This window comes from Kroppenstedtia guangzhouensis (assembly GCF_014637345.1).
GTDB classification, from domain to species: Bacteria; Bacillota; Bacilli; order Thermoactinomycetales; family DSM-45169; genus Kroppenstedtia; species Kroppenstedtia guangzhouensis.
In genome coordinates, this window is sequence record NZ_BMEX01000003.1 from 69194 (window position 1) to 82070 (window position 12877).

Below are 12877 nucleotides of genomic sequence, written 5' to 3' on the forward strand. Positions count from 1 at the left end.
CGATCAGGGAGTCGTCGCTCCCATCTCCTTTTCCATGTGGGCGACGATTTTTCCACCGTGGAAACGGCCGTTCTCAATGAAAATGGAATTGGCGTCATTTCCGGCGGCAATCACCCCGGCGATATACAGACCGGAAACTTCCGTCTCCATCGTCTCCGGGTCATGGACCGGGGCCCCTGTTTTCGAATCCAAGCTCACCCCCAGCTGTTCCAGCATCCTGGTTTGGGGACGATACCCTGTCATCGCAAACACAGCATCATTTTTAAGAGTGAACAGCTCTCCCTCTTTTTCAAGAAGCACCTCTTTTTCTCGGATCTCCCGAACCACCGTGTTCCAGTGCATGGTAATCCAGCCTTTTTTGATGGCACTTTCGATCACCGGTTTCACCCAAGCTTTTACACTGTTTGTGAAAGCTCCCTGGCGATAAGCCATGGTCACCCTGGCTCCCGCCTGATGCAAATCCATCGCCGCATCGACGGCGGAGTTCTTCCCGCCGATAACAAGTACGTCCAGTCCGTAGTAAGGATGTCCATCCTTATAATAGTGGTGAACCTTGGAAAGCTTCTCCCCGGGAATGTTCATCAGGTTGGGAGTATCATAATACCCCGTGGCCACCACCACCCGGCAGGTGACATAGCGTTGTTTTCCGGCGCTGTTTTCCGTCCGGACAACAAACTTTTCCCCTACTTTGTCGATACGGGTCACCTTCTCATAAAGATGGACTCTCAGGCCATAGGCTTTGGCCACCGACCGGTAATATTTGAGAGCTTCCAGCCGGTTGGGTTTTTCACCGGTTGAAATAAAAGGAACCCCCCCGATCTCCAGCAGTTCGGGAGTGCTGAAAAATTGCATGTGGACCGGAAACCCGTAAACAGAATGGAGGAGACAACCTTTTTCGATCACCAATGGGTTAAATCCCCGCTTCTTCGCTTCAACAGCGGCGGACAAACCACAAGGACCTGCCCCGACAATTATCAGATCCTCCATGCTTACCAACCTCCTGGTGACAAGAAAACAGAAAAACACCCCCGCACTGCCGGGATGTCTTTCTGTATGTGATCCAAATTATACCCAACCACGGAATCGGGAGGCCTCCGCCATCTTGCGGACACCTACCATATAAGCGGCCAACCGCATATCCACTTTCCTCGTTTGGGAAGTTTGATATACGTTTTCAAAAGCCGTCACCATAATGTCCTCCATTTTTTGGAGTACTTCCTCCTCGGACCAGTAATAGCCTTGGTTGTTTTGAACCCATTCAAAGTAGGAGACGGTCACCCCTCCAGCGCTGGCCAACACATCCGGAACCAGCAAAATTCCCCGCTCACTCAGAATCCGGGTGGCATCCAGAGTGGTGGGACCGTTGGCCGCTTCGACCACGATATCTGCTTGGATCCGGTGGGCATTGGACGCCGTAATCTGATTTTCAACTGCGGCGGGAACCAGAATGTCGCAATCCAGCTCCAGGAGCTCCTGGTTGGTGATGGTATCCTTGAACAGATTGGTCACCGTTCCAAAAGAGTCGCGGCGGTCCAGCAGATAATCGATATCCAGACCATCCTCGTCGTGCAGGGCTCCGTATGCATCCGAGATCCCGATCACTTTTGCCCCGGAATCAGCCATGAATTTGGCAAGAAAACTGCCGGCGTTTCCAAATCCCTGGATGACGACCCTGGCCCCTTCCAGAGGCAGATTGCGCTTCTTGGCCGCCTCCCGGATCATGAGGGTCACCCCTTTGGCTGTCGCCGTCTCTCTTCCCCGGGAACCCCCGAGGACGAGAGGCTTCCCGGTGATGAACCCGGGGGAGTCAAATTCCCTCATCAAGCTGTATTCATCCATCATCCAGGCCATAATCTGGGAGTTGGTAAATACATCCGGTGCCGGAATATCCTTCGTCGGTCCCACAATCTGACTGATCGCCCGTACATATCCCCGGGAAAGGCGTTCCAATTCTCTGAAGGACATCTTCCGGGGATCACAGACAATCCCCCCTTTCCCCCCGCCATATGGGAGGTCCACAATGCCGGCCTTCAGACTCATCCAGATTGAAAGCGCCTTCACTTCCTTTTCATTAACGTCCGGGTGGAAGCGGACACCCCCTTTGGTGGGGCCGACCGCATCGTTGTGTTGAGAACGATAGCCGGTGAAAACCTGAACCGAACCGTCATCCATCCGGACCGGAATCCGAACGCGCATCATCCGCATCGGTTCTTTTAACAACTCATAAACCTGTTCGGGATACCCCAGCTTATCCAGGGCACGTTTAATCACAGTTTGTGTGGATACGAGGACATCCAGATTTTCTTCCTTTTGCTCCAGATTGGAGGCTTCCGACTGTTGTTCCATCCCTGACCACCTCAAAAAAGAATAATTCCCGTCAATCCATATCCAAGTATACACCAGTTCACTCCAGAAAGGTAACATCATTTCCTGTTCCGACTTTTTCCTCTTTTATTTGTTATAATCAATCATAAAGGAGGAACGTCCCTTGAAAAGAAAACTGATGTTCATTTATGCCCATCCCGATGATGAAACATTCGCTTCCGGGGGAACGATTGCCCGATATGCCCTGCAGTCCGACTGCGAAATCGTCCTCTTTTGCGCAACGAGGGGCGAAGCGGGCAAGACCGGCAACCCTCCTTTGTGCACCCAGGAAGAGTTGGGGGAAGTTCGATCCCGGGAACTGAAGGGGGCCGCCTCCCTTTTGGGAATCAACCGGGTCATCCTAGGGAATTACGGTGATGGACGGCTGGCCGAGGCCCCTTTCCAGCAATTGGTGGATGAAATAACCCGTCAGATCCGGTTGGAATCCCCCCAAGCTGTTGTCACCTTTCCACCCCACGGAATTTCAGGTCATCCCGATCATCAGGTCATCCAACGGGCCACTTTTGAAGCGCTCAGCCGTTTGGATGCCGAATTGAGGATCCACCTGTACTATATTGTAATCCCAGAATCGGACTCCACCCCCGGAGTGCACACCACTCCCCTCACGGAGGTCACACACCGGATTGACGTGGCACCTTTCCGCAGGGAAATAATGGGTGCCTTGCGACAACACAGAACCCAGCACCTGTCCATTCAACGAGTGTTCCCGGGAGTATGGGAAGGAAACTGGAAAAACCTGCGGACAACGGAATATTACCAGATCGTCAATGCTCCTGCTGGCATAACCGGAACCGAACTGATATAAATATAAAGCGACCGCGGTTTTCCGCGGCCGCCAAAACCGGTATCAGGAAAAATAACGGACGATCTCCCCGATCGCATCCCGATCCCAGATGGTTTTTCCATATTCCTGCAGTACATGCCCGGTATAGGTGGATGCCTCTCCGTATTCAGATAGTACAGCGATCCCTTTCTGGAGGGTTTCCGCTTCCATCTCCGTGTCGAGAACGAGATAGTAGTGATCACGGTATGCATAAACACTACCACCGGAACCGATCAGCCGATAAGAACTGCCTGCCGCCTGCACCAAATCTTCAAAGTCCGCAAATTGGAAGACAACCTGATCACTTTCCTCCAATGTCACTTCCAATTCATACAGCTCATCGCCATCCAAATCATCCAATTCGTCCCGAGAAGGAGTTCTTCCTCGTGAGACCACCACCACCATTCCCTGGGCTGGCAGCGCAAACACTTCCACAGCGACAGGACCGGAGATCTCGAAGCCAAGTTCCCGGTAGGCTTGATCCATCATATCGTTGAACAGTTCATGCACCTTTGGAATGTCCTGCCACATATCCTCTTTCTCAATTCCCCGTTCCATCAGATCATCCATAGATAAAAAAAAGCGGATTTTGTCTCGACTGAGACGCTCGACACGCATGGTTTACCCTCCCTCACTGGAGACCCGCATATTACAGCGTATGAGGGTGAAGCACTGTTCGTTACGCGTTTTTAGGTCTCCATATTCTCATCCTCTGTTGTACATCAACCAACTGTACAAACCTCCCTGAGGTTAGGTGTATACCATCCGCCTCCGGGAGGGCCCGTTCACTCCGTGCATCCATCATATCAAAAACCGGTCGGACTTGCGAGAGTCTCACCCGGTTTTACTGCCTATAAAAAAAGAACCCGGGCGACCGGGAGCTCGTCTTTCTTATCACCCAAATGGCGGAGAGAGCGGGATTCGAACCCGCGCGGGGCCATCCAGCCCCCTAACGGTTTAGCAAACCGTCCCCTTCAGCCTCTTGGGTATCTCTCCTCAAACCAATGGCGGAGAGGGAGGGATTCGAACCCTCGAGACGGTGGTGACCGCCTACACGATTTCCAATCGTGCTCCTTCGGCCTCTCGGACACCTCTCCCCAAAACAAATGCTATTCAATGATATAACAGAAAACCGGTCATGTCAAGGGATCCGACGGAAGGAATCCCGCAACGTCCTCTGTTTTTCCCTCCAGATCATCGCTTCCCTGCCCGCAAAAAACAAGAGGGTGACCCATCCGACCACCGGAATGTACAGAATGAGAAAGGGTACCGCCCCCCAAGCCGCCGCCAATGGGAAAAGAGAACGCCAACGCACCAGGGATTTGACAGGCAGCGGGAGATACAAAAAATAGGAAAGCGATTTGGCGGACACCTTGACCACTTGCCGCCCCGCCAAGAGGACAAGCCCCACGGCAAATAAGGTCTCCAGGTTGACATATCCCCAGAAGGAAGGAACCGACCGGGAACCATCAGGCACCAGGAAAACAACAAACCCGGAGAGTCCCCAGATCACCATCACCTGTATCCAAAGTCTGATCAGATCCATCCCCCCTTAATTCAATATATCATTCATTCCCCGAAAAGATGCCCGTCATGAATCTCTTGCAACTCGGATGGACAGACCTAGGATGAAGTCCACTGTGAAATGAGCCACCACGGCGGGAATCAAACTTCCGGTCCACTCCGTCAGCCCACCGAAAAGACAGCTGATGCCAAAAACCGCCCCCACCAGAATCCATTGTTTCAGGTACCGGAAGTGGAGCAGGGTAAAAAGCAGACTGGTACCGATGATGCCCAGCCAGTGCTGAAGGGCTCCCCGAAACAGCATTTCCTCCCCCAGCGCCACCCAAGCCGTAATCCCGGCAATTTCCACATAGGACAGGTTTTGAAACAGCAGACGATTGAACCCCCCGTCATCCAGCCGCTTTTCGGAAACCAGCCGTTGAAGAATCCGGTCGAAAGCCACTACCGCCAATCCGGAAGCGACGCCCGCCCCCCATATCTTCCACCCAGCAGGGATCCACAGCCCTGCCGTCAACCGACCCTGAAGCTGGAGGAGAGCTAAAGCCACCACAAAAACCAACAGTTGAGTGAGATATAGGTTCCAACGCAACAGACGGACTTTCCGGTATGACTCCCCTTCCACCTTTGATTCCTCCTCACCCGATCGCCCCTTTTCATCCCCTTCTCTTGCAAATAACCGGAAATCATTCTAAAATGTTTGTTGGAACCGGCTCAATCTTTGGATTCATATATATGGAAGGGGAAAATTTATGCGCACTTGGGTAGATAAAGATACTTGCATCGCCTGCGGAGCTTGCGGTGCCGCTGCTCCCGACGTTTACGATTATGATGATGAAGGGATCGCATATGTGATCCTGGACGACAATGCCGGAACCGCCGAGGTCCCCGAAGAGTTTCACGAGGATGTTCAAGATGCCTTGGAGGGCTGCCCGACTGATTCGATCAAAGTGGAAGAATGATTCATTTATAGATATCATTGCTGCCTGATCAGGCAGTATTTTTTATGATCCAGATACAGGTTCACCCGGGCCAATCCATCCTCCACGTTGATCGCATGACGGCATCCCGTTCATACAGAAAACGGGTCGCATGGTGACTCCGAACTCCCATGGCGCAGAGCACACAAATTTCCTCCTCCAAATCCAACCTCTTCCATTTCAAGGGGAGATATCAGAGCGGGATCCAGATGGATCCCTCCAAACGCTAAACCTCCCATTCATGTTCTTCACGGACACGCAACAGAATCGAATCCTTCATATCCCTTGTTTGTATCTTTGCAAAGGAATCAGCAGTGACTTATTGGTCTTTAACATATTTCATGATTTTGTGTTCACTGATCCCCACCGAGATTGACATCAATGTACCATGATGACCCGAAAAATATGCACCTGTGGATTGATTAAGCGATCCACAAAGAATAAAATGAGCGGTAGGGTTTTTTCCCTTCCACAGATACATACAAACTTGGAGGAGGTTCCTGAGATGGCGCAAAAGACACTCACAGTGGACGCCTTTATCGAAATCCCCACCGGAAGTCAGAACAAATACGAATATGACAAGGAAAAAGGCGTGTTTCGCCTGGATCGGGTACTGTATTCCCCGATGCACTACCCCACTGAATACGGCTATCTGGAAAACACCCTGGCGGAAGACGGTGATCCTCTCGATATTCTGGTGTTGACCACCTTCCCGACCTTTCCCGGATGTGTCATCCAATCCCGTGTGATCGGCGTCCTCCTGATGTCTGATGATAAAGGGAAGGACGAGAAATTGTTGGCCGTTCCCGTGGATGATCCCCGTTGGGACTCGGTTCATTCCCTCGAAGACATTCCGGCCCACACTCTGCGGGAAATTGAACATTTCTTCAAAGTGTACAAAGATCTGGAGAAAAAAGAGACCCGGATCGAGGGCTGGAAAGGTGTTGACGTCGCGGAACGGCTGTATCGGGAAAGCCTGGAACGGTATTCGGGTTAAAACTAAAAAACCAGCGGGTCCAGCCTCTGTTGGACCCGCTGGTTTTTATTGCCCCTCTCCCCTTTCCAGCAACCCCAACTGTCGGGACAACTCATAATGCAGGGTGTGTATTTCATCTCCAAAGCGCACCGTCACCTTGCGACCCGGCGCCGTTCCCTCAAGGGACTCCACCTGAATGACCGCTCCCTCTCCCCAGCGGGAATGAAGGAGAGTATCTCCTTCTGTCAAGGATTCCCCCACATAACGGAGTTGAGGCTGTTTTGGGTCAGGTCGACTCCGGGAAACAGGCTGCACCATCGGCGCTTCCTCTTGGATGGTGTACCCCATCTCCTTTAGAAAGGGAGATGGACCCACCCGTTTACCCTGGCGGGTTCGACTGACAGAGAGAATCAGTTCCCGGCGGGCCCGGGTCAGCCCCACATACAATAACCGCCTCTCCTCCTCCCAAGCCCTGCTTTTCATTTTATCCGGCACTTGCAGGCTCCTGTGATGGGGGAGCACCATGGCATGGAGGCCGATTAGAAACACCCGATCAAACTCCAACCCTTTCGACTTGTGAAGGGTCATCAACCGAACCCTTGGAGACGGCGGTTGTTCCCTTACCTTCCGATCCACCTGTTCAATATGATCCAGAAAATCTTCGATCTTCCCATGGGCTCCGGCTGCAATCGACAGCTCATCCACCGGTTCTGACAGTGTCTGAAAATCATGACCCAAATCCTTCGCCATCGCGGAAAGAAAGCTGTCATACCCGATCTCCCGCCGAACCCGGTTTACCGCCGCCGAAGGTGAACAACCCTTCAAAGCTGTCACTTGTTGCACCATCCGTTCCAGGTATTTGGTTTGATATCTTTCCAATCCTTTCAGTTGAGGCAAGCACTGGAGCAAAGGGAAATTCCTTTCCCGGGATATCCTTTGGAGCCCGTCCAGCCACTCCTCCCCAAAAAGATACCGCTTCGGTCGATTGACCACCCGCACAAGGGCATCCAGATCATCGGGATGATTCGCCAGTTTGAGATAACTCAGTACATCCGCCACCTGCCATCGCTGATAAAAAGCGGCATCTCCAGGTGAAACAGCAAAGGGGATATCCGCTCGAACCAGTGCATCGATGATCGCGCGGGCCTGGGTGGAAGTCCGGTAAAGAACGGCTGTCTCCACCCCATCCGTCAGCATGTCCAGGATTTTACCGGCCTCATCCTCTTCATCCTCCGGTTCCCACCAGCGGGGAGCCGCCCCTACTTTTCCGGTTCCCTCCACTCTCTTTGGTTGCCGGAAACGATTGTGGGCAATCAGTTGCTGTCCAATCCGGATAATCGGCTCCGTTGACCGATGATTGATGGTTAGTACGATCCGGGTGCATTCCGGAAGAGTGCGGGGCAGATCCAACATATATCCCGGATCGCTCCCCCGAAATCCGTAGATAGACTGATCATCATCCCCCACAGCGAAGAGACATCCCCCTTCAGGAAGCAGAAGACGAATCGTTTCCATCTGAACCCGGTTGATATCCTGAAATTCGTCCACCAGAATGTGAACAAACCGCCTTTGGAACGGCTGATTGTTACGGAGCAAATCATGGAACCGGAGCAGGATATCGTCGTAATCCCAAATCCCCCGTTGCTCCATCACCTGTTGATACTCCTGAAACAGTTCCCGGAAAGCGATCTTTTTTTCTTGTTTCACCTTCATGCGCTCCGGCAATATCAGATTTCCTTTACAATACCCGATTTGGCTCAAGGTGTTGGAGATCATCTCTTCATCGGCGGGCCTGCCTGACTTGATCAACAATTCCCGGATCAATCCGGCCTGCTCCCGCTCCCCGGCCAGGCGGGGAATGGACACACCGGAGTTCCGCAGCAACCGAAGAAAAACGGAATGGAACGTGCCGATGGTCATCCCGGTCGAACTGCCGGTCTGTTTCAACAAACGTTGCTTCATCTCCTGTGCCGCCATCCGGGTGAAGGTGACAACCATGATCCGGTTTGCCGGCACTCCCCGTGAAAGGAGCCAAGCTGCCCGCCGTGTCAAAACCGTTGTCTTGCCGCTGCCCGGACCCGCGAATACCACTGCCGACTTTCCCACCAAGGTGACAGCATCCCGCTGTTTGGGATTCAAGCCTGACAGGTCCACTGTTTCCACCGACTGCAATCTGCCCTCCCCTTTTCTCACCGAACTCCGATATAAGTGCACTGCCATGGTACCACAATCCACCTTTTCGTGGGACATCATGTTTTCACCGGTTGACACCTCTACTTTACCGTGCTAGAGTAAGTAACAACATTTTGAATGAAGCACAGACCATGACGGAGCCAAATTGCGAAAAAAGGAACCCCAGAGAGCCGATGGTTGCTGCGAATCGGCGTTCCGGACGCAATGGAGCACTCCTGAGTCATCCGGTTGAACATCAGTAGGCCGGATCGGTGGACCCGTTATCCCGGGGTTCTTTTGAACCCGCTGAGACTCCCGCTGCAAAGCCGGAGTGAATGAGGGTGGCAACACGGCCTTTCGTCCCTCACCTGTTTTAACGTCAGGTGCGGGAATGAAAGGCCTTTCTTTATGAACCAAAGGAGGAGAGAAACTGTGTTAAAAGACAAATTCCGTCTGCAAATTCCTGGGCCGACGCCAATTCCGCCCCGGGTGCAACAAGCCATGAATCGCCCGATGGTCGGCCACCGGGATCCCGACTGTTCCCGGTTGGTTCGGGACCTCAGTTTACGCCTCACACCCGTGTTCGGAGCCCGAAATCCTATTTTACTCCTGGCCGGAAGCGGAACTTCCGCTTTGGAGGCCACTGCAGTCAACACCCTGTCCCGGGAAGATGAAGCCGCCGTAGTGGTGACCGGCGCCTTCGGAGATCGGTTTGCCCGCATCCTCTCTTCCATGGAAGTATCCGTTCATCGCTTGGACATTCCCTGGGGAAAATCCTGTGGGCCGGAAGAACTGACCGCTTTTCTGAAAAAATATCCCCAGGTGAAAACTGTATTTCTGACCTATTGTGAAACCTCCACCGGGGTCCTGAATCCCGTGCAAAAACTGGCTGCTGTCGTTCGTGAACATACCGACGCCCTCACTGTCGTCGATGGAGTAAGCTGTATCGGCGGCGTCCCCGCGAAGGTGGAAGATTGGGAAATTGATATCCTCGTCTCCGGGTCGCAAAAAGCACTGATGCTTCCAGCAGGACTCGCCTTTGCCGCCATCAGCGACAAGGCTTGGGAACGGATTGAATCCAATCCTCATCCCCGGTTTTACCTGGATTTCCGCAAATATCGCGACAGCCTGCAAAAAGAGACCACTCCGTTTACTCCGACGGTCTCCCTACTGTTTGGAGTGGAGGAGGTTCTCAACATGATCGAAGAGGAAGGACTGGAGGCCGTCTTTACCCGGCACCGCCTGATGCGGGATATGATTCGGGCAGGGATGCGGGCTCTCGGCCTTGCGCTGTTGACCGATGACAGGGACGCCTCCCCCACGGTGACCGCCGTCCGGGGTGGAGACAGCTGGTCCTCTGAGGCACTGAGGCAAGAATTGCGCCGGCTCGGTCTGCGGGTCGCCGGGGGACAACAACACCTGAAAGGGGAGATTTTCCGCATCGGTCATATGGGATATTCCGATCCCCTGGATATGCTGACTGTCATCTCTGCCATAGAGGTGGCCCTTACCCGCTTGGGAGCGCCTGTGGACCCCGGAGCCGGAACCAAAGCAGCAGAGGAGGAACTGATTCATGTATCAAGTGCTGATCACTGATCCCGTGAGCGATCAGGGAATCGAAAAACTGTTGAAAGCTCCTGATGTAGAGGTGATTCGAAAAACAGATCTGTCCTTGGATCAACTACTGGAGGAAATATCCACTGTCGACGCCTTGATCGTTCGCAGTCAGACCCAGGTTACAGACAGAGTGATCCAAGCGGGGCGAAAGCTGAAAGCGATCGGCCGGGCCGGAGTTGGAGTGGATAATATCGACATCTCCGCCGCCACCGCCCGTGGCATCATCGTGGTGAACGCCCCCGATGGCAATACTGTCTCCACCGCAGAACACACTTTCGCCATGCTGCTCTCTCTGGCCCGGAACATCCCCCAGGGTTACCGATCCGTCATTCGGGGAGAATGGAACCGAAAACAGTTTGTTGGTGTGGAGTTGAACCACAAAACCCTAGGCATTGTCGGTTTGGGACGGATCGGGACCGAGTTGGCCAAGCGGGCCCGTGCATTCAACATGAAAGTGATCGCCTTTGATCCCTATCTGACCGAAGAACGCGCGAAAAAAGCCGGTGTTCAACAAGCCACGCTGGAGGAAGTGATCGCCGGAGCGGATTTCCTCTCGGTTCATACTCCTCTGACCAAAGAGACCCGTCATTTGATCGACGCTGATGCTTTTGCCAAAATGAAAGACGGTGTCCGGGTGCTTAATTGTGCCCGGGGAGGCATCATCGACGAAAATGCCCTTGTAAAAGCCATCCAAAGCGGAAAAGTGGCAGGAGCCGCACTGGATGTGTTTGAGACGGAGCCACCTGGGAAACATCCGCTTTTCACACTCCCCCAAGTGATCGCCACGCCTCATCTGGGCGCATCCACCCGGGAAGCCCAGGAAAATGTAGCTGTCGATGTATCAGAAGAGATTCTTCATATTCTGCGGGAGGAACCCTTTAAAAATGCCGTCAACCTCCCCTCTATCCCGGCGGAATTGCAAGAAAGACTGCGTCCCTATCAAAAACTGGCTGAAAAACTGGGCAGTTTTGCCACCCAAACCACCGACGGTGCCCTAAGCGAAATCATTGTCACCTATTCCGGAGAATTGGCTGAGGTGGACACTTCCCCTTTGACCCGAATCATTCTGAAAGGGGCGCTTTCCCATTATCTTGATGAAGTCAATGATGTGAATGCCCCCCATCTGGCCAAAGAACGGGGTGTCCGCGTAACAGAGCAAAAAATGTCCCAAAGTCATGGCTTCAACCAGTTGATCCATTTAAAAATCCAAACCAACCAAAGTGACTTCTCAGTGTCCGGCACTTTGTTGAACGGATTGGGTCCCCGCATCGTCAAGATTGACTCCCACTCTGTCGATGTTCAACCCTACGGACATTTGCTCCTCATCCGTCACCGGGATCAACCCGGTGCCATCGGACAGGTGGGAACGGTTCTCGGCAGCCGGGATATCAATATCGCCACCATGCAGGTGGGACGCCGCGATCAAGGTGGATCGGCGATCATGATGCTGACCGTCGATAAAAAAATACCCGAAGATCTGCTGAAAACCCTGGAGGAATTAGAACAAATCCAACAAGTGACCGCCATTGATTTATAACGATCAAAAAGAAAGCACAGCTTCATCGGGCTTGGAACTCCCTTCCCGATGAAGTAAAGTGAAAGTGTATCCAACCGTACGGACCAAGGAGGGTTTTCTATGGCGGATCTACAAGAAAAAACAGTCATTGTCACTGGTGGCAGCAAAGGACTGGGAGCCAGCTTGGCACGCCGTTTTGCCCAAGGGGGCGCTCAAGTAGTGGCTGCCGCCCGCAGTACAGCCGCACTGGAGAAGCTGGCCGAAGAATTTCCCGGTCTCATCCTCCCTTTCACCTGTGACATCACACAAACCGACCAGGTGAAATCCCTGATCGACACCACCGTGGATCGGTTTGGAAAGCTGGATATCCTGGTGAACAATGCCGGAGTGGGACGTTTTGGCCAGATTCCGGAGTTGTCGGAAGAAGACTGGGATCTGATGATGGCAGTCAACCTGAAGGGGCCTTTCCTCGCATCCAAATTCGCCATTCCTCATCTTATCCCAACCAAGGGGCATATCGTCAATGTTTCCAGTGTTGCGGGAACCGTTACCTTTCCCGGCGGCGGAGGCTACTGCGCCTCCAAATTCGGATTGATGGCCCTGTCCGATGTTCTCACCCAGGAATTGAAGAAGCATGAAGTCAAAGTCAACACCATCTGCCCCGGATCGATCCAGACGGAGTTCTCTGGGAATCCGAAAGCGTACGCACTCACTGCAGAGCAGGTGACGGAGGCAATCTGGCATATGGTGACCGCACCGGAGGGTGTGATTTACAACCAGGTAATCATGCGACCCCAAGTACCACCGGAGATACAGAAGTGATTTCCTTTCAAGCACTGGAGCGTTTGAGTCACAGCAAGGTATCAAACCTTTGGGGAAACAGGATT

12 protein-coding genes and 2 tRNA genes are annotated in these 12877 nt (G+C 53.0%); 6 read left to right on the forward strand and 8 right to left on the reverse strand.

The features are described from left to right. Positions 1 to 3: 3 nt before the first annotated feature. Both IEV46_RS04835 and IEV46_RS04840 read right to left on the reverse strand, forming a co-directional pair. A complete protein-coding gene (locus tag IEV46_RS04835) occupies positions 4 to 987 on the reverse strand; it encodes a YpdA family putative bacillithiol disulfide reductase (RefSeq protein ID WP_188430513.1) in 984 nt (327 codons plus the stop codon). Positions 988 to 1065: 78 nt separating this feature from the next. After that, positions 1066 to 2346: a Glu/Leu/Phe/Val family dehydrogenase gene (locus IEV46_RS04840; RefSeq protein ID WP_188430515.1), complete on the reverse strand. Its 1281-nt coding sequence runs from the start codon at positions 2344 to 2346 to the stop codon at positions 1066 to 1068. Between the two features lie 142 nt (positions 2347 to 2488). On the opposite strand from IEV46_RS04840, the gene IEV46_RS04845 reads away from it, so the two are divergent. Next, on the forward strand, positions 2489 to 3190 hold the full coding sequence (locus tag IEV46_RS04845) for a PIG-L deacetylase family protein (protein ID WP_188430518.1): 702 nt from the start codon (positions 2489 to 2491) through the stop codon (positions 3188 to 3190). A gap of 42 nt (positions 3191 to 3232) precedes the next feature. Here the strand turns inward: IEV46_RS04845 and IEV46_RS04850 are convergent, their stop codons facing one another. The 5 genes from IEV46_RS04850 to IEV46_RS04870 all read right to left on the reverse strand — a co-directional run bounded on the left by IEV46_RS04850 (position 3233) and on the right by IEV46_RS04870 (position 5354). Next, positions 3233 to 3826 carry a genetic competence negative regulator gene (locus IEV46_RS04850; RefSeq protein WP_188430520.1) on the reverse strand — a complete coding sequence of 198 codons (594 nt, stop codon included), beginning with the start codon at positions 3824 to 3826 and terminating at the stop codon, positions 3233 to 3235. A gap of 285 nt (positions 3827 to 4111) precedes the next feature. Continuing rightward, positions 4112 to 4204, reverse strand: a tRNA-Ser gene (locus IEV46_RS04855). A gap of 9 nt (positions 4205 to 4213) precedes the next feature. Beyond that, positions 4214 to 4305, reverse strand: a tRNA-Ser gene (locus IEV46_RS04860). 44 nt (positions 4306 to 4349) lie between these two features. Beyond that, positions 4350 to 4754: a hypothetical protein gene (locus IEV46_RS04865; protein WP_188430522.1), complete on the reverse strand. Its 405-nt coding sequence runs from the start codon at positions 4752 to 4754 to the stop codon at positions 4350 to 4352. Positions 4755 to 4799: 45 nt separating this feature from the next. After that, positions 4800 to 5354: a CPBP family intramembrane glutamic endopeptidase gene (locus IEV46_RS04870; protein ID WP_188430524.1), complete on the reverse strand. Its 555-nt coding sequence runs from the start codon at positions 5352 to 5354 to the stop codon at positions 4800 to 4802. A 127-nt stretch (positions 5355 to 5481) separates the two neighbouring features. Here IEV46_RS04870 and IEV46_RS04875 point away from each other — a divergent pair, with 127 nt between their 5' ends. Then, positions 5482 to 5691, forward strand: coding sequence for a ferredoxin (locus IEV46_RS04875; protein ID WP_188430526.1), 210 nt, complete (start codon positions 5482 to 5484; stop codon positions 5689 to 5691). A 523-nt stretch (positions 5692 to 6214) separates the two neighbouring features. After that, entirely contained in the window at positions 6215 to 6706 is a 492-nt protein-coding gene (locus tag IEV46_RS04880) for an inorganic diphosphatase (protein WP_188430528.1), read from the forward strand. Positions 6707 to 6751: 45 nt separating this feature from the next. Here the strand turns inward: IEV46_RS04880 and IEV46_RS04885 are convergent, their stop codons facing one another. Beyond that, the gene (locus tag IEV46_RS04885) at positions 6752 to 8905 is read right to left on the reverse strand and encodes an ATP-dependent helicase (protein ID WP_188430530.1); all 2154 of its coding nucleotides are present in this window, start codon (positions 8903 to 8905) and stop codon (positions 6752 to 6754) included. Positions 8906 to 9289: 384 nt separating this feature from the next. Here IEV46_RS04885 and IEV46_RS04890 point away from each other — a divergent pair, with 384 nt between their 5' ends. From IEV46_RS04890 to IEV46_RS04900, 3 genes are all read left to right on the forward strand, one after another. Next, positions 9290 to 10453, forward strand: a complete 1164-nt coding sequence (locus IEV46_RS04890; RefSeq protein ID WP_188430532.1) for a pyridoxal-phosphate-dependent aminotransferase family protein — start codon at positions 9290 to 9292, stop codon at positions 10451 to 10453. Continuing rightward, positions 10431 to 12011: a phosphoglycerate dehydrogenase gene (gene serA, locus IEV46_RS04895; protein WP_188430534.1), complete on the forward strand. Its 1581-nt coding sequence runs from the start codon at positions 10431 to 10433 to the stop codon at positions 12009 to 12011. The genes IEV46_RS04890 and serA overlap by 23 nt, the downstream gene beginning before the upstream one ends. A 99-nt stretch (positions 12012 to 12110) precedes the next feature. Beyond that, positions 12111 to 12812 carry an SDR family oxidoreductase gene (locus IEV46_RS04900; protein ID WP_188430536.1) on the forward strand — a complete coding sequence of 234 codons (702 nt, stop codon included), beginning with the start codon at positions 12111 to 12113 and terminating at the stop codon, positions 12810 to 12812. Positions 12813 to 12877 lie beyond the last annotated feature (65 nt).

Coding starts and splice junctions, on each gene's coding strand:
- IEV46_RS04900 (WP_188430536.1), top strand. CDS start 12,111: ATGGCGGATCTACAAGAAAAAACAGTCATTGTCACTGGTGGCAGCAAA.
- IEV46_RS04885 (WP_188430530.1), bottom strand. CDS start 8,905: ATGGCAGTGCACTTATATCGGAGTTCGGTGAGAAAAGGGGAGGGCAGA.
- IEV46_RS04865 (WP_188430522.1), bottom strand. CDS start 4,754: ATGGATCTGATCAGACTTTGGATACAGGTGATGGTGATCTGGGGACTC.
- serA (WP_188430534.1), top strand. CDS start 10,431: ATGTATCAAGTGCTGATCACTGATCCCGTGAGCGATCAGGGAATCGAA.
- IEV46_RS04835 (WP_188430513.1), bottom strand. CDS start 987: ATGGAGGATCTGATAATTGTCGGGGCAGGTCCTTGTGGTTTGTCCGCC.
- IEV46_RS04850 (WP_188430520.1), bottom strand. CDS start 3,826: ATGCGTGTCGAGCGTCTCAGTCGAGACAAAATCCGCTTTTTTTTATCT.
- IEV46_RS04875 (WP_188430526.1), top strand. CDS start 5,482: ATGCGCACTTGGGTAGATAAAGATACTTGCATCGCCTGCGGAGCTTGC.
- IEV46_RS04840 (WP_188430515.1), bottom strand. CDS start 2,346: ATGGAACAACAGTCGGAAGCCTCCAATCTGGAGCAAAAGGAAGAAAAT.
- IEV46_RS04880 (WP_188430528.1), top strand. CDS start 6,215: ATGGCGCAAAAGACACTCACAGTGGACGCCTTTATCGAAATCCCCACC.